Source organism: Lichenibacterium ramalinae, from assembly GCF_004137085.1.
Taxonomy (GTDB): domain Bacteria; phylum Pseudomonadota; class Alphaproteobacteria; order Rhizobiales; family Beijerinckiaceae; genus Lichenihabitans; species Lichenihabitans ramalinae.
This window is the reverse complement of the sequence record NZ_QYBC01000009.1, coordinates 169,885-189,297: the sequence shown is the minus strand read 5'-3', so window position 1 is coordinate 189,297 and position 19,413 is coordinate 169,885. Positions and strand designations below refer to the sequence as shown.

The 19,413-nt window shown below is 69.7% G+C and carries 22 protein-coding genes and 1 pseudogene; 11 read left to right on the top strand and 12 right to left on the bottom strand.

Features of this window, described 5'->3' with window-relative positions:
• Window positions 1-81: 81 nt before the first annotated feature.
• A complete protein-coding gene (cysQ, locus tag D3272_RS12540; RefSeq protein WP_129219563.1) occupies window positions 82-921 on the bottom strand; it encodes a 3'(2'),5'-bisphosphate nucleotidase CysQ in 840 nt (279 codons plus the stop codon).
• A 336-nt stretch (window positions 922-1,257) separates the two neighbouring features.
• Between cysQ and chpT the strand changes: the two are divergent.
• Together chpT and D3272_RS12530 are read left to right on the top strand one after the other, a co-directional pair.
• Window positions 1,258-1,917 (top strand): annotated as a pseudogene (gene chpT, locus D3272_RS12535) (histidine phosphotransferase ChpT); the annotation flags it as partial.
• Between the two features lie 193 nt (window positions 1,918-2,110).
• Window positions 2,111-2,476: a response regulator gene (locus D3272_RS12530; RefSeq protein ID WP_129219513.1), complete on the top strand. Its 366-nt coding sequence runs from the start codon at window positions 2,111-2,113 to the stop codon at window positions 2,474-2,476.
• A 551-nt stretch (window positions 2,477-3,027) separates the two neighbouring features.
• Here D3272_RS12530 and ctrA read toward each other — a convergent pair.
• Window positions 3,028-3,729 (bottom strand): response regulator transcription factor CtrA, encoded by a 702-nt coding sequence (gene ctrA / locus D3272_RS12525; protein WP_129219512.1) that lies wholly within the window; start codon window positions 3,727-3,729, stop codon window positions 3,028-3,030.
• Window positions 3,730-4,248: 519 nt separating this feature from the next.
• Here ctrA and D3272_RS12520 point away from each other — a divergent pair.
• A complete protein-coding gene (locus D3272_RS12520) occupies window positions 4,249-4,644 on the top strand; it encodes a flagellar export protein FliJ (protein ID WP_129219561.1) in 396 nt (131 codons plus the stop codon).
• Window positions 4,645-4,744: 100 nt separating this feature from the next.
• The gene (gene cax / locus D3272_RS12515; protein WP_129219511.1) at window positions 4,745-5,827 is read left to right on the top strand and encodes a calcium/proton exchanger; all 1,083 of its coding nucleotides are present in this window, start codon (window positions 4,745-4,747) and stop codon (window positions 5,825-5,827) included.
• Between the two features lie 33 nt (window positions 5,828-5,860).
• On the opposite strand, the gene D3272_RS12510 is transcribed toward cax, so the two are convergent.
• The gene (locus D3272_RS12510) at window positions 5,861-6,301 is read right to left on the bottom strand and encodes a hypothetical protein (RefSeq protein WP_129219510.1); all 441 of its coding nucleotides are present in this window, start codon (window positions 6,299-6,301) and stop codon (window positions 5,861-5,863) included.
• A 375-nt stretch (window positions 6,302-6,676) separates the two neighbouring features.
• Between D3272_RS12510 and D3272_RS12505 the strand changes: the two genes are divergently transcribed.
• The gene (locus tag D3272_RS12505) at window positions 6,677-7,711 is read left to right on the top strand and encodes an aspartate-semialdehyde dehydrogenase (RefSeq protein ID WP_129219509.1); all 1,035 of its coding nucleotides are present in this window, start codon (window positions 6,677-6,679) and stop codon (window positions 7,709-7,711) included.
• 33 nt (window positions 7,712-7,744) lie between these two features.
• On the opposite strand, the gene D3272_RS12500 is transcribed toward D3272_RS12505, so the two are convergent.
• The 4 genes from D3272_RS12500 to D3272_RS12485 all read right to left on the bottom strand — a co-directional run bounded on the left by D3272_RS12500 (window position 7,745) and on the right by D3272_RS12485 (window position 9,937).
• Complete coding sequence (locus D3272_RS12500; protein WP_129219508.1) at window positions 7,745-7,984, bottom strand: DUF6894 family protein; 240 nt, start codon at window positions 7,982-7,984, stop codon at window positions 7,745-7,747.
• Window positions 7,985-8,121: 137 nt separating this feature from the next.
• Window positions 8,122-8,352: a hypothetical protein gene (locus tag D3272_RS12495; RefSeq protein ID WP_245496524.1), complete on the bottom strand. Its 231-nt coding sequence runs from the start codon at window positions 8,350-8,352 to the stop codon at window positions 8,122-8,124.
• 23 nt (window positions 8,353-8,375) lie between these two features.
• Window positions 8,376-8,609: a hypothetical protein gene (locus tag D3272_RS12490; protein WP_129219507.1), complete on the bottom strand. Its 234-nt coding sequence runs from the start codon at window positions 8,607-8,609 to the stop codon at window positions 8,376-8,378.
• Window positions 8,610-8,755: 146 nt separating this feature from the next.
• The gene (locus tag D3272_RS12485; protein ID WP_129219506.1) at window positions 8,756-9,937 is read right to left on the bottom strand and encodes an acetyl-CoA C-acetyltransferase; all 1,182 of its coding nucleotides are present in this window, start codon (window positions 9,935-9,937) and stop codon (window positions 8,756-8,758) included.
• 269 nt (window positions 9,938-10,206) lie between these two features.
• Between D3272_RS12485 and phaR the strand changes: the two genes are divergently transcribed.
• The 3 genes from phaR to D3272_RS12470 all read left to right on the top strand — a co-directional run bounded on the left by phaR (window position 10,207) and on the right by D3272_RS12470 (window position 12,710).
• Entirely contained in the window at window positions 10,207-10,821 is a 615-nt protein-coding gene (gene phaR, locus D3272_RS12480) for a polyhydroxyalkanoate synthesis repressor PhaR (protein ID WP_129219505.1), read from the top strand.
• 70 nt (window positions 10,822-10,891) lie between these two features.
• On the top strand, window positions 10,892-11,923 hold the full coding sequence (gene trpS, locus D3272_RS12475; protein ID WP_129219504.1) for a tryptophan--tRNA ligase: 1,032 nt from the start codon (window positions 10,892-10,894) through the stop codon (window positions 11,921-11,923).
• Window positions 11,924-12,275: 352 nt separating this feature from the next.
• Window positions 12,276-12,710 carry a hypothetical protein gene (locus D3272_RS12470; protein WP_129219503.1) on the top strand — a complete coding sequence of 145 codons (435 nt, stop codon included), beginning with the start codon at window positions 12,276-12,278 and terminating at the stop codon, window positions 12,708-12,710.
• Window positions 12,711-12,777: 67 nt separating this feature from the next.
• On the opposite strand, the gene D3272_RS12465 is transcribed toward D3272_RS12470, so the two are convergent.
• Window positions 12,778-13,281: a hypothetical protein gene (locus D3272_RS12465; protein WP_129219502.1), complete on the bottom strand. Its 504-nt coding sequence runs from the start codon at window positions 13,279-13,281 to the stop codon at window positions 12,778-12,780.
• Window positions 13,282-13,512: 231 nt separating this feature from the next.
• Between D3272_RS12465 and D3272_RS12460 the strand changes: the two genes are divergently transcribed.
• Window positions 13,513-13,713 (top strand): hypothetical protein, encoded by a 201-nt coding sequence (locus D3272_RS12460; protein ID WP_129219501.1) that lies wholly within the window; start codon window positions 13,513-13,515, stop codon window positions 13,711-13,713.
• Window positions 13,714-13,891: 178 nt separating this feature from the next.
• Window positions 13,892-14,908, top strand: coding sequence for an LLM class flavin-dependent oxidoreductase (locus D3272_RS12455; RefSeq protein ID WP_129219500.1), 1,017 nt, complete (start codon window positions 13,892-13,894; stop codon window positions 14,906-14,908).
• A 179-nt stretch (window positions 14,909-15,087) separates the two neighbouring features.
• Here D3272_RS12455 and D3272_RS12450 read toward each other — a convergent pair whose 3' ends face one another.
• The 4 genes from D3272_RS12450 to D3272_RS12435 all read right to left on the bottom strand — a co-directional run bounded on the left by D3272_RS12450 (window position 15,088) and on the right by D3272_RS12435 (window position 17,923).
• Entirely contained in the window at window positions 15,088-15,825 is a 738-nt protein-coding gene (locus D3272_RS12450) for a hypothetical protein (RefSeq protein WP_129219499.1), read from the bottom strand.
• A gap of 48 nt (window positions 15,826-15,873) precedes the next feature.
• Entirely contained in the window at window positions 15,874-16,395 is a 522-nt protein-coding gene (locus D3272_RS12445) for a DUF4142 domain-containing protein (protein WP_129219498.1), read from the bottom strand.
• Between the two features lie 38 nt (window positions 16,396-16,433).
• Entirely contained in the window at window positions 16,434-17,462 is a 1,029-nt protein-coding gene (locus D3272_RS12440) for an SDR family oxidoreductase (protein WP_129219497.1), read from the bottom strand.
• Between the two features lie 185 nt (window positions 17,463-17,647).
• Entirely contained in the window at window positions 17,648-17,923 is a 276-nt protein-coding gene (locus D3272_RS12435) for a hypothetical protein (protein WP_129219496.1), read from the bottom strand.
• A 207-nt stretch (window positions 17,924-18,130) separates the two neighbouring features.
• Here D3272_RS12435 and D3272_RS12430 point away from each other — a divergent pair, with 207 nt between their 5' ends.
• Complete coding sequence (locus D3272_RS12430; RefSeq protein ID WP_129219495.1) at window positions 18,131-19,408, top strand: hypothetical protein; 1,278 nt, start codon at window positions 18,131-18,133, stop codon at window positions 19,406-19,408.
• The last annotated feature ends 5 nt before the right edge of the window (window positions 19,409-19,413 follow it).

Sequence of the window (19,413 nt, the reverse complement as noted above, 5' to 3'; positions counted from 1 at the left end):
CCAGCCACGAGAACCCTCTCGACGGTCTCGGACGGCATACGGGCACGGGTCCGGCACAGCCACGGGCGCCGACGGGTGTCGTCAGGCGGTGGCGCGCGTCGCCGCCGTCGGGTCGCCCCAGGCGACGAAGGGGCCGTTGCGATAGCGGGATGCGTCCTTGCCGTAGCGGAAGGGTCGCCCGTCCGGCTGGAGCACGATCCCGCCGGCGGCCCTGAGCACGGCTTCGCCGGCGGCGGTGTCCCATTCCATCGTGGGCCCGAAGCGGGGGTAGACGTCGGCCTCGCCCTCCGCCACGACGCAGAACTTCAGCGACGAGCCCGCGGCCCGGCGCTCGCCGATCGGCAGCCGCGCCAGCAGCGCCTCGGTCTCGGCATCGCCGTGCGACCGGCTGGCCAGCGCCGTCCATCCCGTGGCCGGTGCCGGCCGGGTGCGCAGCGGCCGGTCCTCGCTGGCGGTGGCGAGGTCGGCGCCGGGCGCGACGCGCCGGACCCGCGCGGTGGAGCCGCCCGTCCAGAGCCGCTCCAGCACCGGCGCGTAGACGGCCCCCGCCACCGGCACGCCGTCGGCCACGAGGGCGATGTTGACGGTGAACTCGCCGTTGCGGTTCAGGAACTCGCGCGTGCCGTCGAGCGGGTCGACCAGGATGAAGCGGGCGCAGGCCGCGATGCCGTCGCCCCGGGCCGCCGCCTCCTCGGCCAGCACGGGCCAGCCCGGCAACGCCTGCGCGAGGCGCGCCAGGATCAGCGCCTCCGCCCGCTCGTCGGCCTCCGTCACGGGGCTGCGGTCGTCCTTGACGCGCGCCTCGCCGCCGTTTCGGTAGACGTCCATCACAACCGCGCCGGCCGCGACGCAGAGCGCGCCGAACCATTCGGCGAGGCGGTCGCGGGCGGCGGCATCGAGCGGAGCGTCGAGGGACGGCATCGAACCCGGGGGCGGGAAGTCCGAAGAGGGCATGGCGTCGAAAGAAGGCATGGCGTCGGAGGAGGGCATGGCGGCTCGCCGCTGGAGGACATGTCCCCCTGCCCTACGCCATCCTCCCAGGCCGCGAAACCGCCCCGGCACCGCCGGTCGCCGGGGCGGCGGGCCGCGCCCGCAAAGATTGGTTAACTTTTTCGGAAGATTCTCTAGGCTATGGGGTGTCGGTTGAGCCGGAAACCCTGAGCCGCGTTCGGTGCGCCGATGGCTCCCCACCCTGTCGGCGCGGACCGAGCCCACCTCCGGCGGGCCGCCCCGCGCCATCGCAACGGATGCCATGCCATGACGACGATCGCGCTCGAAGCCCTCGACCTCGCGGCCCTGCTGTGCTCGCGCGTCTGCCACGACGTGATCAGCCCCGTGGGCGCCATCGTGAACGGGCTCGAAGTGCTCGACGAGGAGAAGGACCCGGAGATGCGGACCTTCGCGCTCGACCTCGTGAAGAAGAGCGCCACGATGGCGTCGGCCAAGCTGCAGTTCTGCCGCCTCGCGTTCGGGGCGGCGGGGTCGGCCGGGGCCTCCATCGACACGGGCGACGCCGAGACGGTGACCCGGGGCCTCTTCGGCGACGACAAGATCAAGCTCGACTGGCGGGCGCCGCGCATCCTCATGCCGAAGAACAAGGTCAAGCTGATCCTCAACCTGTGCCTCATCGCGGCCGGGACCATCCCGCGCGGCGGCACCATGTCGGTCGACGTCGAGGGCCAGGGCGACGAGGCCGCGGTGCGCATTCTGGCCAAGGGCAATTATGCCCGCGTGCCGGCCGGCATCGCGGCGTTGCTCGCCGGCACGCCCGAGCACGGCAACGTCGACGCCCATGCCATCCAGCCCTTCTTCACCGGCCTCGTGGCCCGCGAGGTCGGCATGGTGGTGGCGGTGCGCAGCGAGCCCGAGGGCATCGTGATCGAAGCCCGGCCCGTGGTGGCGGAAGCCGCCGTGGCCGGCGAGGATACGCTCGACGACGCCGCCGGCACGGCCCTGGACCACGCCGCCGGCACGGCCCTCGACGACGCCGCCGGCGCGGCCCTCGACCTGGCCGACCAGATGCGCACCGCCGCCGCATCCGACGCGCCCCTGTCGCGCTTCAACGCCGCTTGAGCGGCCCGGCGCGGCCCGGATCCCCAGGGAGCAGCCCATGACCCGCGTTCTGGTCGTCGACGATTCGAGCGTCATCCGCAAGGTGGCGCGCCGCATCCTCGAGGGCCTCTCCCTCGAGACGGCCGAGGCGGACAGCGGCCCGGCGGCGCTCGACGCCTGCGCGGTCGCCATGCCGGACGGCGTGCTTCTCGACTGGAACATGCCCGAGATGGACGGCTATGCCGTGCTGAAGGCGCTCCGCCGCATGCCCGGGGGCAGCAAGCCCAAGGTGCTGTTCTGCACCACCGAGAACGACGCGGCCCATATCGCCAAGGCCCGCCAGGCCGGCGCCGACGACACGATGATGAAGCCCTTCGACAAGGACATCCTGCGCATCAAGATGGCGGCCGTCGGCCTCATCTGACGGGCCCGCGGCCCCGTCGGGTTTGGCAGCCCATCCCGCACGGCGTCGTCGACCCCGCATCGCCCTGACGGTCCTCCGACCGCGGGGATGCCTAGAGCCGTCGCCGCTCGCCTTGGCTCGCGACTTCAGCTCTAGTGCCATGTTTTTGCGAGCATTTTCTCGCGATCAGGTGACTCGACCTGAGCGCGATCTGCTCTAGAGCAGCATCGGCTTCTCCGAGTCGCCTTGGCGACTCCAAGCCGACGACACTGCTCTCGATCCGGAGCTGGAGCGAATTCGCCGAAGGCGAAAGCGCTGTAGACCGTTCGGACAGTCCTCCCTCCCGCCTCCCCTCCCCCGCCCCGTCACCGCCACGGCTTCGCCCGGGATCAGCACCGCTGCGCGCGAGGGCGGGCGACGAGGGCGCGTCGGGAGGAACCGCGCCTCGGGAGCGCCGCCCATGATGGCGGGCCCCGACCGGGGCGGCGTCGCGGTTCTCGCCTCCATGCCCCCGAACGACAAAGGCCCCGGTCCATCCGGACCGGGGCCTTTGACCGTGACGACCGGAGGCGTCAGGCGGTGATGCGGTTGTCGGCCTCGTTCGGCTCGCGCAGGACGTAGCCGCGGCCCCAGACCGTCTCGATGAAGTTGCGTCCGTGGCTGGCATTGGCGAGCTTCTTGCGAAGCTTGCAGATGAAGACGTCGATGATCTTCAGCTCGGGCTCGTCCATGCCGCCGTAGAGATGGTTCAGGAACATCTCCTTGGTCAGGGTCGTGCCCTTGCGGAGCGAGAGCAGCTCCAGCATCTGGTATTCCTTGCCGGTCAGGTGCACGCGGGCACCACCGACCTCGACGGTCTTCTGGTCGAGGTTGACGATGAGGTCGCCGGTGGCGATGACCGACTGGGCATGGCCCTTCGACCGCCGCACGATGGCGTGGATGCGGGCGACGAGCTCGTCCTTGTGGAACGGCTTCGTCAGGTAGTCGTCGGCGCCGAAGCCGAGGCCCTTCACCTTGTCCTCGATGCCGGCGAGGCCGGACAGGATGAGGATCGGCGTCTTGACCTTGGCGACCCGCAGCGTCCTCAGCACTTCGTAGCCCGACATGTCGGGCAGGTTGAGGTCGAGCAGGATAATGTCGTAATCGTAGAGTTTGCCGAGATCGATCCCCTCTTCGCCGAGGTCGGTCGTGTAGACGTTGAAATTCTCGGACTTGAGCATCAGCTCGATGCTCTGCGCGGTTGCGCTGTCGTCTTCGATCAGGAGAACGCGCATGTGTGGTCCTCACCCCTGCCCAGGTTGGCCTCGCCGATGATGCGCGCCGAGCGCGTTACGGCATCTCGGTCGAGGGCCGCTAAGAACCCCGAGCCATCATTCATCGTTAGCACCGAAAGGTTAATGGAATCACTTTCATTAAGCCGCGGCTTTGCCTCGAATCCGTCCACGTCGATCGGCCTGCCGATCCCGCCACGCCACGGCCCCCTCTGAGTCATCCTGTCCGGCCTTGCTCATGTCGGCGGTCCGCTCCGCCTCCCCACCCCCGCCGGCGGCCCACCGAACGACGGGGGCTGGGAACCGTCGGGGTGGGCTCCATCTGGCAATCTTAACGGAAAAGGTAAACAGGACGTTAGCGCCGCGCGATCGCGGTCCGCAGCCCGTTACCCTTACTTTCAAGCGTCAGGAGTAAGGAAGAAGCAACTTCCATCCGCCAAGGTCCAGGTGTCTCGCGGCGTCGGCATGGTCCTGAAGGGTCGAAGCATAGTTTCCGCCCCTCGCGTCTTGGAGTTTTGCATGGTGAAGTCGCGGGATCACCTCATCCGCCTCAAACGGTTTCAAGTCGACGAACGGCGCCGTCGCGTCACGCAGATCGAGTCCATGATCGCGGATTTCAGCCGCATGGTGGTCGATCTCGATCGCGAGATCGCGTCGGAAGAACAGCGTTCGGGCATCTCGGATCCGAACCATTATGCTTATCCCACCTTCGCCCGTGCCGCGGTGACCCGGCGCGACAACCTGAAACGGTCGTCGGATGAGCTGAAGGACCAGCTCGACGAAGCCAGGGGCCTGCTCGGCGAAGCGCAGGACGAGCTGAAGAAGGTCGAAACTCTGGACGGCCGCGACAAGATGCCCGCGATGGAGGCCGCCCGGCCCGAGCGCGACATGGGCATGGCGCGGCTGGCGCGCGCCTGACCGCACCGCCTTCGGCCGGGCCCCCGGCCGAAGTGCGCATTGCCGAGGCAACGCGAGGGCGGCGCCGGCATTGAGACATGGCAATCCCCCGGACGGTGCCATGATCGCTCTGCTGCTCCTTATCGTCGTGCCGCTCTCGGCGGCACTGCATTTCCTGTGGGGGGCCTCGCCCCTGTGGGTCTTCGTCACCGCCGCCGTCGGCGTGATGGTCCTGGCCTATCACGTCTCCTCGGCAACCGAGGCCGTCGCGGAAGCGGCAGGTCCCGCCGTCGGGGGGCTGCTCAACGTCAGCTTCGGCTCGATCGCCGAACTGGTGCTCGCCGTCTTCGTCCTGGCGGACGGCCAGGCCGGCGTGGTGCGGGCGCAGATCACCGGCTCCATCATCGGCACCGGCCTGCTCGGGCTGGGACTCGCCATCCTGGTGGGCGGCGCGACGCGCGCCCGCCAAACCTTCAAGCGGGAGCGCGCCGGCCTGCTGTCCAGCCTGCTGGTGGTGGTGCTGATCGCGCTGCTGCTGCCGGCCGTCTTCGACCTCGTGCTGCGCCTGCATCCGGACGGGCGCGACATCCCGTTCTCGGACGAGCAACTCAGCCTCGGCGTGTCGGCCGTGCTGCTCGCCATCTATGCCGGCAACCTGATCTACACGCTGGTCACCCACCGCGACGTCTTCGCGCGCGACAGCGCCGAAGCCGCCGCCGAACGCGGCGCCGAGGGCCGCGGCCGGTCGATCTGGGTTCCGGTCGGCATCATGGTGGTGGGCACGGCGGTGCTGGCCTTCGAGGCCGAACTCGTCTCGGGCGCCCTCGAGGCCACGGCGAGCCAGTTGCACCTGTCGCCGCTGTTCCTCGGCGTCGTGGTGCTGGCGCTCATCGGCACCTCCGCCGACCTGTTCGCCGCCGTGCTCTTCGCCCACCGCGACCGGATGGGCCTCGTCATGGATATCTGCATCGGCTCCGCCATCCAGGTCGCCCTGGTGGTGGCGCCGCTGCTGGTCGTGGCGTCCTTCCTCATCGGCAAGCCGATGACCCTGGTCTTCTCGAACCCGCTCGACTTGTTCGCCATCGGCGTCACGGCGCTCATCGTGAATGCGGTGGCGGGCGATGGCGAGACCACGTGGTTCGAGGGACTCCTCCTGGTGGGGGTCTACCTGCTCCTCGCCCTCGCCTTCTTCTTCGCGGGCTGAACCCGCGGAGCGGACCGACGGGGCGGAGTCACGTCAGGACTGGTGGCCGCCGGTCTCAGGCCCGCGATGCATGGCGTGCAGCGTCCCCGGCGCCGGGACACGATGGGCCACCGCCACCGCGCGATGCGGGCCCTCGTGGCGCACAACGGCGACATGCGGCACGGACCGGTGGGGTGCAGCCGTGTAGTGGGCGAGGCGCGTCACGGCGACGTGGCGCCGTAACGCGCGCCTCTCCGCCACGACCGTCCGGCTCACGCCGGCACTGGGCTGTGCCTCGGCCGCGCTATCGGCGACACCGGAGGCCCCGTCGGGCGTGGCGGTTGCGGCGACCCCGGTCGCCGAACCCGGGCTCGGGATCGCGAAGAAGGCATGGGCGCCCCCGTCGTCGGCGCCCGCCATCGCGGCACCGATCCCACCGACCGTCATCGCCCCGGCCAGCATCGCCACAGTCGCGTGAAGTTTCAACGCACGCATGTGCCGCCTCCTGCTCCTGCCCGAGCCTGTCAGGTGCAGGCTCGATTGTATGATGGTGAGATAATCCTGGCAGGATCGTCGGAGAAGACATGGCTCCGCATGGGATCGACGCGAGACCATGCGATTTCGCCATGAACACTGGACGGACGCGATGCATCTACTTCTGCACCGCAAGAAGATCTCGCAGCCGCACAAAACCCGCGCGGGGCGCCGCGGACCGTCGCGCTTCTCCCCCGTGGGGAGAAGGGCGCTCCCGAAGGTCCCACGTCGACCCGCATCCGGAGGCCCGTGCCGTGGCTCGACGCCATTGCGGCGCGGCACGCGAGGCTCTATGCAGGGCGGCTTTCAGCCATCCCACCGCCGAGGAGAGATCACATGGCGTTCAAGGTTGCCGTCGTCGGCGCCACCGGCAATGTGGGCCGCGAGATACTCGGCATCCTGGCCGAACGCGGCTTCCCGGCCAGCGAAGTCGTGGCCCTGGCCTCCAACCGCTCGCGCGGCACCGAGATCTCCTTCGGGGACAAGATCCTGAAGTGCAAGGTCCTCGACCAGCACGACTTTTCCGACACGGACATCTGCCTCATGTCGGCGGGCGGCGAGATCTCGAAGGAATGGGCGCAGCGCATCGGCGCGCAGGGCTGCGTCGTCATCGACAATTCCTCGGCCTACCGCATGCACGCCGAGGTGCCGCTGATCGTGCCCGAGGTGAACGCCGACGCCATCGTGGGCTTCCGCAAGCTCAACATCATCGCCAACCCCAATTGCTCGACGGCACAGCTCGTCGTGGCGCTGAAGCCCCTGCACGACAAGGCCCGCATCAAGCGCGTGGTGGTGGCGACCTACCAATCCGTGTCGGGCGCCGGCAAGGAGGGCATGGACGAGCTCTTCACCCAGACGCGGGCCGTCTTCGTGTCGGATGCGCTGGAGACCAAGAAGTTCCCGAAGCGCATCGCCTTCAACCTCATCCCGCAGATCGACGTCTTCATGGAGGACGGTTCGACCAAGGAGGAGTGGAAGATGGTGGTCGAGACCAAGAAGATTCTCGACCCCAAGATCAAGCTCACCGCCACCTGCGTGCGCGTGCCGGTGTTCATCAGCCATTCCGAAGCCGTGAACGTCGAGTTCGAGGATCCGATCTCGGCCGAGGAGGCGAAGGACATCCTGCGCGAGGCGCCGGGCTGCCTGCTGATCGATCGGCACGAGCCCGGCGGCTACATCACGCCGCACGAGGCGGCCGGTGAGGACGCCACCTACATCTCGCGCGTGCGCGAGGACCCGACGGTGGAGAACGGCCTGTCCTTCTGGTGCGTCAGCGACAACCTGCGCAAGGGCGCCGCCCTCAACGCCGTGCAGATCGCCGAAGTGCTGGTGAACCGCGGCCTGATCCAGGCGAAGCGCAAGGCCGCCTGAGCGCGACGGGGCCTGAGGCCGGCGAAGCCGGCCTCAGGCCGTCTCTTCCTGCCGGCGGCCGACGTGGTCGCTGCGATACACGATCCGGCCTTCCCCGTCCCTGACCACGACCGAAACGGTGTGGGGCGGCTGCCGCTGGTGCTTGGCCCTGGCGATCTCGTCCACCATGGGGACGGCGATCTCCCACACCTTGCCGACCTCCGGCAGGCAGAGGCCGCTCTCGTCGCGGCTGTAATGGTCGCCGTCGTGGACGTCGAAGTAATAGCGTGGCATCGCGGGACCTGGCCTCCCGTTGTCTCGGGCCCGCCTGAGATCCACCCGGCGGGCCCTTTGACAACGGGAGAAACCCGCCGGGAGTTACCGTCCGGCAGCGGACGGAAGCCGGGCGCGCGGCCCCCGAGGTCCTCCCGTCAGCGGTTGGTGCGGCCCATGTGCTTCGGGTCGACGCCGCCCGTGCGGGCATCCACCTCGTTGGCGGTGTCGCCCTCGGCGGTGCTGTCCGCCGCGATGTCCTCGGGGTCGGCCCCCGTCAGGCCCTTCGATTGACCGATGCCCGGGTTGCGCTTGAGGTCGTCCTGGACGGTGATCTCGCCGATGGCGATCTCGTCGCCCTTCCGGTGTCCGTCGATATGCTTGCTCATCCTCGCCTCCTGCTGTCGCGCCGTCAGGTATCGCTGCGGTCGCCGAACCGTTTGTGTTCCTCGTGCGAGCGGCCGCGCTCGACGTCGCCCTCGCCCGCCGGGCGGGTATAGTCGACGTCGTCCAGCGCTTCCGGGTCGCCCGTGCCGCCGGCGCCGCGCGTCATCTCGGCCATGCCCTTGGAGGCGGTGTTGTGCTTGTCGGGCGCCTGGACCTTGTCTTCCTGGCTGGTGCCCTTCGACTTGCCGGCTGATGCCATGACCGAAGCCTCCCCGTGTGACCTTGCGTGCCGGCACAACAGGTGCGCCGGACACGGGTTCCGCCCGCGGCCATGTCGCGCGGGCCGGAACGAAAGCGGGCGGAGCCGAAGCCCCGCCCGTCCGATGGTGCCGATGCGGGACGCGGTCAGTTCGGGCGTTCGAGGCACATGGCGATGCCCATGCCGCCGCCGATGCACAGCGTCGCCAGGCCCTTCTTGGCGTCGCGGCGCTGCATCTCGTAGAGCAGCGTGGTGAGCACGCGGGCGCCGGAAGCCCCGATCGGGTGGCCGATGGCGATGGCGCCGCCGTTGACGTTCACGATGGCGGGATCCCAGCCCATGTCCTTGTTGACCGCCAAGGCCTGGGCCGCGAAGGCCTCGTTGGCCTCGACGAGCTCGACGTCCTTGACCTTCCAGCCGGCCTTCTCCAGCGCCTTGCGCGAGGCCGGGATCGGGCCCGAGCCCATCACGGCCGGGTCGACGCCGGCGGTGGCCCAGGAGGCGATCCTGGCCAGCGGCGTCAGGCCGCGCTTCTCGGCCTCGGCGGCCGTCATCAGCACCAGGGCGGCGGCGCCGTCGTTGATGCCGGACGCGTTGCCGGCCGTGACCGAGCCCTCCTTGGAGAAGGCGGGCTTCAGCTTCGCCAGCGCCTCGACGGTGGTGCCGGGGCGGATGTATTCGTCCTGGTCGACGACGACGTCGCCCTTGCGGGTCTTGACCGTCACCGGCACGATCTCGTCCTTGAAGCGACCCTCCTTCTGGGCGGCCTCGGCCTTGTTCTGCGAGCCCGCCGCGAACGTGTCCTGCTCTTCGCGGTTGAGCTGCCACTTGCCGGCGACGTTCTCGGCCGTGGTGCCCATGTGGTAGCCCTGGAAGGCGTCGAGGAGGCCGTCCTTCAGCATCGTGTCGACGAACTTCAGGTCGCCCATCTTCTGCCCGGAGCGCAGGTAGGCGGCATGTGGCGCGAGGCTCATGGATTCCTGGCCGCCCGCCACGATGATGCTGGCATCGCCGTTGGCGATCTGCTGCAGGCCCAGCGCCACGGCGCGCAGGCCCGAGCCGCAGAGCTGGTTCAGGCCCCAGGCGGTCTTCTCCTTGGGGATGCCCGCCGCCATGGCGGCGATGCGGGCCGGGTTCTGGCCCTGGCCGGCGGTGAGCACCTGGCCCATGATCACCTCGTCGACCTCGTCGGCCGAAACCTTGGCGCGCTCGAGCGCGGCCTTCACCGCCGTGGCGCCGAGTTCATGGGCGGGCGTGTTGGCGAAGGCGCCGTTGAACGAGCCCACGGGAGTGCGGGCGGCGGACACGATGACGATGTCGGTGGACATGGGATCTCCTCGGGGTTCCTGGACAGGGACGTCCGCCCGCCGCACCCTGAGGGGCGTCGGCGGCGGCGCGCAGGTTTCGCCTCTTTTCCGGGCAGGCCAGCCTGGCCTCGCTCACGGACAGGGCAGCCGTTCCGGCCGTTCCCGCGTGTCCCATCCTATGTGGAAAAGACCGGGCCGGCCCGCAACCTCCAAATTCATATTCCCCCGCCCGCGCGTTCTCCCTATCTTGCCGGAACGGGACGCGGGTCGGGACAGAGCGGGTGGATGCGATGACGGCGGATGCCAAACAGCCGGTGACGGTCAAAAAATATGCAAACCGTCGGCTCTACAATACCGAGACCAGCACCTACGTGACGCTGGAGGACCTGGCCCTCATGGTGAAGCGGGGCGAAGACTTCGTCGTCTTCGACGCCAAGACCAGCGAGGAGATCACCCGGTCGGTGCTGGCGCAGATCATCTTCGACCAGGAGGGCAAGGGCGGCCAGAGCCTGCTGCCGATCTCCTTCCTGCGGCAGCTGATCCGCTTCTACGGCGACAGCATGCAGATGCTGGTGCCGAGCTACCTCGAGTTCACGCTCGACAAGCTGACCAACGACCAGCACAATTTCCGCGAACAGATCGAGGCGTCGTTCGGCGCCAAGCTGCTGCCGGGCGCCCCCCTGCGCAGCCAGATGTTCGACCAGCTCGAGGACCAGACGCGCAAGAACATGCTGATGTTCTCGCAGGCCCTGACCATGTTCAACCCCTTCACGGGCGCGCTGACGCCGGCCGCGACCCCGGCGGCGGCCGAGGCCGCCCCCGCCAAGGCCGACGACCTCGAAACCATGAAGCGCGACATGGAGGAGATGCAGAAGCGGCTGGAGCGGCTGTCCACCAAGCCGTGACCCTTTCGCGCCGGGCTGCGGTGGATTAGGAACGAGCCCCCGTCCCTCCACCCGACGCGAAGCCGAGACCATGACCGCTAGACCCCGCATCCTGTCCGGCGTGCAGCCGACCGGCAACCTCCATCTCGGCAACTACCTCGGCGCCATCACGCGGTTCGTCACGCTGCAGCAGGACCACGACTGCCTGTATTGCGTGGTGGACCTCCACGCCATCACGGTGCCGCAGGACCCCGCCGCCCTCGAAGCCACCACCCGCGAGGTGACGGCCGCCTTCATCGCGGCCGGCATCGACCCGGTGCGCCACGCCATCTTCAACCAGAGCCGCGTGCCCGGCCACGCCGAACTCGCCTGGATCTTCAACTGCGTGGCGCGGCTCGGCTGGCTGAACCGCATGACGCAGTTCAAGGAGAAGGCCGGCAAGGACCGCGAGAACGCCTCGGTGGGGCTCTACGCCTATCCGGTGCTGATGGCGGCCGACATCCTGCTCTACAGGGCCGATGCCGTGCCGGTCGGCGACGACCAGAAGCAGCACCTCGAACTGACGCGCGACATCGCCACCAAGTTCAACAACGACTTCTCGGCCCGCATCGCCGAGAAGACCGGGCGCGACAGCTATTTCAAGCTGCCCGAGCCGCTGATCCAGGGGCCGGCCACGCGGGTGATGAGCCTGCGCGACGGCGCCAAGAAGATGTCGAAGTCGGATGTCTCGGACAATTCCCGCATCAACCTGACCGACGACGCCGACACGATCGCCGGCAAGATCCGCCGGGCCAAGACCGACCCCGACGCCCTGCCGTCCGAGGTCGACGGCCTGGCCGGGCGCCCGGAGGCCGACAACCTCGTCGCCATCTTCGCGGGGCTGGCGGGGCTGAGCAAGGCCGAGGTGCTGAGCCAGCACGGCGGCCACCAGTTCTCGACCTTCAAGGCCGCGTTGAGCGACCTCGCGGTGGAGAAGCTGTCGCCCATCGCCGCCGAGATGCGCCGGCTCACCGCCGACCCGGGCTACATCGACGGCGTGCTGGCGAGCGGCGCCGAGCGCGCCGGGGCCATCGCGGAGGCCACGCTGCGCGACGTGAAGGGCATCGTGGGCCTGCTGGGCTGAGCCGCCCCCAGCCCCCGGTCGGCCCGCCCTCGGGCGGCACCCCGCGACGATGGCGGCCGGAGGGCTTCGCCACGGCACCTGACTATTGACGGTTGTCCTGGATTCCAGCAATCTCGACGGCAGATCGTGGTCGGCTCGGGACGTCCGTTTTCGGCAGCGGCGGCGATACAGGCCCGGCCCGCGACGGCAACGCGCCCCGCGACGGCCGCCCGCAGCCATGCCGGCTCGCCGGACCCCTGCCGCCGCGGCCTTGCCGCCGCGGTCTTGCCGCCGCGGTCTTGCCGTGCCGCCCGGTCGTGGACCCTCGCGATGGCGCGGGGGCGCCAGCGCTTCGGCTGCAGAGGGGTTCGACATGGTGTCCATCGGTTTCAAACGCGTCGTCGTCGCGGCCGGGTTGCTGATCGCGAGTTCGCTGTCGGCCTTCGCGCTGAGCATCCCGTCGGCCGAGGACCAGGAGGTCCTCGTCAAGACGACGCTGATGACCTTCAACGACGCCAACCTCACGGGCAACTACACGGTGTTGCACGCGAAGGCCGCCAAGCCGTTCCGCGACCAGTTCTCGCCCGACAAGTTCAAGGAGATCTTCAAGGGCTTCGTCGACAACCACGTCGACATCAGCCGGGCCGTGGCCAAGCCGCTGAAGGGCAACGAAGCCAAGCTCGACGACGACATGCTCATCCTGCAGGGCAGCATCGACCTGACGAGCGACTATCACGCCGCATACGTGCTGAAATACATCCAGTCCGACGGCGAGTGGAAGATCGTCGGCCTCGACGTCAAGACCTGAGCCGGCGATGGCGCAGACTCGGCCCGGAGGCCCGGCGTGGACCGCCGGGCCGAGCGCCGCCCGTCGTCTATTTTTCGAACTTGAAGCCGATGTCGCCGATCATCGTCTGGATGGCGCCGCCGAAGTCCTTGTCGCCGCCGGGCGAGGCCCAGTAGGTCACCAGCACCATCTTGTTCTTCGACCCGTAGGGTCCGATGGCGGAATAGCGCAGGACGGTGGGGTCGCCCTTCCAGGTGGCATCGGGAAAATCGGTGTTGGAGACGTTGGCATCGCCGGACTTGCCGGTGGTCGTGATGCCGTTGCCGTGCAGGTCGACCTTCTCCTTGTCCCAATAGGCGGCGTGTTCGCCCAGAAGGGTCTGGGTATCGGCCCCCTCGAAGGTTTCCACCCAGACGTCGACCTCGTCGTCCGGCGACTTGACCAGCACGCCACGTTTGCTGCTGGACACCTTGTACCCGTCCGGCACGTCGAGGGTGATGCCGTTGACGGTGGTCGACTTGGCCCAGGCCGCCATCGGCGCCAGCGTCAGCACCATGGCGACGGCGACCGACCGTGAAAGATCGAAACGCATGTGGTTCTGCCCCTGTCGGCGTCGGTGACGCGCGGATCCGACGAGGGTCCGCCTCGCTCGCCACCATAGAGAAACCCTTTCGGCAGGGGAACGGTGTTCCACCGGAGGTGGAGCCTGCCGGGCGCGGCGGCCGGCCCGACCGGGGCGTGGCGTTTCGGGCCCGACCCGGACCCCGCCTTCCCGCGTTGCCCGACGGCAGGCCTCCCCGAGGCCGTTCCGCAGGAGGAAGCCTTGGACCAGGTGGAGACGACGGCGCGCGCCATGTGCCAGGCCGACGGCCAGGATCCCGACAAGCCGACCCCCGCCCCCGACGCCTCGCGCACCGCGGACGACGGGCTGCCGCCGGCCACGCCCCGCCCGCGGTGGCGCGCCTACGAGGCCCAGGCGCGCCGGCTCGTCGAGGCCCAGGCGGCGATGCTCGCCGGGCGGTGAGCCGGCCGCCGCGACGCGGCCCCGGCGCGGGCAAGTGCCGGCCAAGGTATCGGTCAGGTAACACCCGTGTGCCTCCTTGCGAGGCCGCCGGTGGGCGACCTATCTGGCGTCATCGCCCGGGCGCCGCGCCCCGGGCGGGGCGTAGGGGCACGGGCGCCATGGCCCGGAGGGCATCACCATGAAGACGATCGGGTTCCTGTCCTTCGGGCATTGGTCGCCGTCGCCGCAATCGGCGACTCGGACGGCGCGCGACACGCTGCTGCAGTCCATCGACCTCGCCGTGGCGGCCGAGGAACTGGGCGCGGACGGGGCCTATTTTCGCGTCCACCACTTCGCCCGCCAGCTCGCCTCGCCGTTCCCCCTGCTGGCGGCGGTGGGGACCCGGACCAGCCGCATCGAGATCGGCACCGCCGTCATCGACATGCGCTACGAGAACCCGTTCTACATGGCGGAGGACGCCGGCGCCGCCGACCTCATCGGCGGCGAGCGGCTGCAGCTCGGCCTCAGCCGCGGCTCCCCCGAGCAGGTGATCGACGGCTGGCGCCACTTCGGCTACGCGCCGGCCGCGGGCGAGACCGAGGCCGACATGGGGCGCCGCCACGCCGAAACCTTCCTGCGCGCCCTCGACGGCGAGGGCTTCGCCCGGCCGAACCCGCGCCCCATGTTCCCGAACCCGCCCGGCCTGCTCCGCCTCGAACCCCATTCGCCGACCCTGCGGGACCGGATCTGGTGGGGTTCCGCCTCCGACGCCACGGCGGTATGGGCCGCCCGCAAGGGCATGAACCTGCAAAGCTCCACCCTGAAGGCCGACGAGACCGGCGAGCCGTTCCACGTCCAGCAGGCGCGGCAGATCCGCCGCTACCGCGAGGCCTGGGCGGAGGCCGGGCATGCCCGCAAGCCGCGCGTGTCGGTGTCGCGTTCGATCTTCGCCCTGGTGAGCGACCGTGACCGCGCCTATTTCGGGCGCGACGGCGGGGGCGACCAGGTGGGCGTGATCGACGACATGCGCGCCATCTTCGGCCGTTCCTACGCGGCCGAGCCCGACCGGCTCGTGGCGCAGCTCGCGGCCGACGAGGCCATCGCCGAAGCCGACACGCTGCTGCTGACGGTGCCGAACCAGCTCGGCGTCGCCTATAACATCCACGTCATCGACAGCATCCTGAAGCACGTCGCCCCCGCCCTCGGCTGGCGCTGAGGGGCGCCGAAGGCGGGGACAACGGGGGCGCCGGCCGGTCCGCCGTCATGTCTCGTCGTCGTCGTCCGCCGCGGCGCCGCTGTGTTCACCGGCCCGACCGTCACGGCCGGCACCGTGGTGTCGATCGCGCTCGACCATGGCTTCACCTGAACGGGGCCTCCCTTGGGTCCGATCGGGGTTCAGCCCTGGCGATAGCCGGTGACCGTGAAATCACTCCCGACATCCGTATCGGCCTGCAACTGCCCGCCGACATAGTCGTGGACGAAGGTCTCGAACGATTGCTTGTAGGTTCCATCGGTGTAGGCGTAGTAGGTGGTCGCGTATGAAGACAGGTGCGCGCTGTCTCCGTCGAACGTTTCCGTCCGAATGCTGTTCGAATCAATCTCGGACAGTGGAGACCCGCCTTCCGCCGGAAAGCCGAACGACGGCGCCTCGTAGGAGGTCGTCCGGCCATAGCTGGAATACGCGTAATCCGAGTCGGCATAATGATAGCTGGTGGACGATGTGACCTTGTCGGCATACAGCGTGGTCTGCCGCTCGAAGATGCCGCCGCGGTCGCTCTCGGCAGCGTAGCTAGAATAGGGCCCCTGCTGGTCATAGGCTGTCGAGCCGGGGCCGCTCAGGCCCTGCGTGGCGTCGAGGTCACCACCCCGAAAGTATAGCGGCGGGCCATAGGCCGCATATCCGTATCCGTCGGCGGCGTCACCGTAAGCGTCATATCCCCTGGCCCGTCTCCTGACATCGGCCTCCGACGACGGGCCGTTCCGCACCCCGATGCGCCGCGACAGGACCGGCGATCCCGATCGCGGCCAAGCCTGGCGTGACAGGCCCAGGTGCGATCGCAATCCGCAGACCCGTTGCGGGTTCCCGCGACGGCGGCCCGGCCTATAGGAGCCACGCGGCAGGATGTCCCCCAACCCCGGCCCCGCTGCCGCGCGTCGACGCCGCGCCAGGGAGAGGCCCGATCAGGGACCGCCGAGATCGGCACGCAGCTGCTGCGCGGCCTTGAGGTGATCGCGCAGGGTCGGGAGCTCGGCCTGCGCGGCCTTGCGCAGGGTCGGGTCCGCTCCCGCCGCCGCGAAGCTGTCGGCGACCGCGACGGCCTGGGTGTGCACCAGCACCTGCTGGCGCGCGTAGGCCCGGTCGAAATCCCGTCCCCGCAGGCCCTGGAGGCCGGCGAGCAGGCTCGCCTCGTCGCTCGACATGCCGTCCGGCGGCGCCGGCAGGCCGGCCGCCACGGCGGCCTGGCGCAGCGCGTCGCGGGCGCGCGTGTGATCGCCGAGGAGCTGCTGGGCCAGCGAGCGCACGCGCGGGTCCTGGGCCTGCGCCGACGCGACGCTCGCCGCCATGATCTCGTACCGGTCGGTCTGCGCCGTCGCCAGGACGAAGTCCTTCGGCGAGGGCGGGACCGGCGTCTGCGCCGAGGCCCCGCTCCCGCCGGCCACCACGGCCAGCGCCGCCATTGCCCACAATCCGGTCTTCGCCATCCTCAAGGTCCCTCGCGGAGCTGTACGGTCGACGCGGCTCAAGGCTGGCCCTGGCCGCCGCCAGCCCCGTAGATGTTGCCCGTCGTGTAGCTGCCGTCGTCCTCGGCGAGCCGCACGTAGATGCCGGCCAGTTCCGCCGGCTGGCCGGCCCTGCCGAGCGGGGCCGTCGCCCCGAAGGTCATGACCTTGCCCTCCGAAGCGCCGCCCGACACCTGCAGCGGCGTCCAGATCGGGCCCGGCGCGACCCCGTTCACCCGGATGCCCTTGGGGCCGAGCTGCTTGGCCAGCGATTTCACGAAGTTCATCGTGGCGGCCTTGGTCTGCGCATAGTCGTAGAGGTCCGGCGACGGATCGTAGGCCTGTTCGGACGTCGTGGCGATGATGGCCGAACCCGGCTTGAGGCTGGGGAGCGCCGCCTTGATGATGTAGAACGGCGCGTAGATGTTGGTCTTCATCGTCGCGTCGAAGTCCTCGTCGGAGAGTTCGGCGATGGAGGCGCGCGACTGCTGCCGCCCGGCATTGCTCACCAGGATGTCGAGGCCGCCGAGCTGGCGCACGGCGTCGTCGACGAGGCGCCGGCAGAAGGCCGCGTCCCGCAGGTCTCCGGGGAGCGCCACGGCCTTGCGCCCCGCGGCCTGGATCAGCGCCACGACCTCGCGGGCATCGGGCTCTTCCGCCGGCAGGTAGTTGATGGCGACATCGGCGCCCTCGCGCGCGAAGGCGATGGCGGCGGCCCGCCCCATGCCGGAATCGCCGCCCGTGATGAGGGCCCGGCGACCGGCCAGGCGCCCCGAACCCTTGTAGCTTTTCTCGCCATGGTCGGGCACGGGATCCATCTGCCCGGCCAGGCCCGGCCAGGGCTGCGACTGCCGGGGATAGGGCGGCCGCGGATATTTGGTGGTGGGGTCCTGCAACGGCTTCGGCGCTGCCGCATCGGAGGCGGCCGGCGCGGCTCCGGGTGCCGTCTGGGCCGCCGCCGGCAGGCTGGCCGCCACCGCCGCCAGGCCGAGCCCGGCGCCGCCCATGATCTGACGGCGTGAAAGGGACGTGTCGTTGCTGTCGGACATGCGGAAATCTGCCTCACCGGCTTAGAATCGACTCGCCCGGCCAACTCGCGCCGAACGGTCCGAGGTTCCGCGCCGGCATCGTCGCGGTAGGCCGTCCGCTCCTGCCGGAACCGCGCCCGAGCGCGGGGCGGGCCGGCGCGAAACCTCGTCACCTCGCCCCCTCCTCCGTCCCGGCGGAGGGCCAGTCAGGCGGCCCCGCCGGGTTCGCCGTCCGGCATGGGGTGCGTGCGGTAGGCCTGCTCGATATAGGCGAGGTTGATCAGCGCGCTGCCCCGCTCGGGATACACCCCGACGTTCATGCGCGGGGTCGGCTCCAGCTCCTCCATGACGAAGTTCAGCGCCGCGCGCAGGTCGGGAAAGCTGCGCGTCTCGGCAGCGTCCCCCGACACCCCAATCTGTTCGGTCGTCATCTCGGGGCTCCAACGCACCACGGCGGGCGAGTCCCACACCATATCGGCCATCGTCCAGCTCCTGTTGTCCTGTCGGAGCGCAACGCGCGGGCCGCCGAAATGGCAGCATGCGGCGACCGGCACCGGAGCCCCGCCGAAGCCCGCCTCGCGCCGGTTTTTCACAACTTTACAGAGCGCATCCGATCATTAATATACCTGAAGTCGCGTCTTGGCCGCCGCGGGCGGGGTGAGTCGCGCATCGATCACGCGAGGTCTGCGATGCTGCCGTTGCTGATCCTGGTCGTATCCTGCGGCACCGCCGCCCTGATCCCCGCCATCTTCGTGGTCACGCGCGAGTCGACCAAGCGTCACCGCCAGGGGATCGTCGAAGACCTCAAGTTCGTCTTCGACACGTCGAAGAGCGGAGGCGACACCATCATCCCGTCCTTCGAGTTCGTGAAGTACAAGTATTCGGTCGACCGCGACCCCGGGCCCGGCGGCGGCCGAGGGCGGCCGGACTTCCTGCGCCATCATTGGCTGCTGAGCGCCATCCCCTTCGTCCTGCTGTGTTCGGCGCTGAACGCCCTCACGCTGGCGATGGTGCTGCACGTGGCCTTCCACCAGCCGGTCGGGGCGTCGGTGCCCTGGCTCGGCGACCACGCCGACTTGCCGCTCTTCGGCTGGGTGCTGCTGGCTGCCTACGCGGGCGCGGCGCTGTTCACGCTGCGCGCCTTCCGCCAGGCGATCAACAACTTCGACCTCAGCCCCTTCTCCATGCTGGGAGCCTTCGTCAACCTGTGCTTCTCGGTGGTCAGCGCTCCCCTCCTGGTCTTCGGGGTCTTCCGCCTCGGCCAGGCCGTGGGTCTCCCCTTCGACGTCGAGGGACCCGCCGCCTTTCCGGTGGTGCTCGTGGCGGCCTTCGCGGCCGGCTACTTCCCCGATGTCGCGGTGCGGACCGTGCTGCGCTGGTCGCGGCTGCGCCTCTACAAGCGCGAAGCGACCGGCCTGTTCGAGGCCTTCACGTCGACGCCTCTCGAAGTCATCGACGGGATCGATTCCGAGACCCGCAGCCGCCTCGACGATTATCACATCGGGACCGTGCAGAACCTCGCCGCCGCCAACCCGCTGATGCTCTTCGTCGAGACGCCCTACGGCGTCTACCAGATCATGGATTGGGTGGCCCAGGCGCAGCTCTGCGCCTCGGTCGGCCCCATGGCGCTGCAGCAGCTGTGGACGCTGGGCATCCGGACGATCTTCGACCTCGAACGGGTGTTGCTCGACCCGGCCTGCCGGGACGACGCGCTGATCGGCGCCGTGGGCGCCATATTGTGGCAGCATCACCCCCCGCCGCCGGCCGGAGGAGCGGCGCCGAACCTCGCCACCCTGAAGGCCGACATCCGCTTCCGCCTCGACAACCCGCATGTCCACCGGCTGCGGCAGATCTTCAATCAGGTGTCGCGGTCGCTCGGCGACGAGGCGCGGCGACTGTGGCCCATTCCGGATGCCGGCCGAAAGCCGCAGGACTTCGACGCGATGCGCCGGCGCGCGGCGGTGTGAGCCGG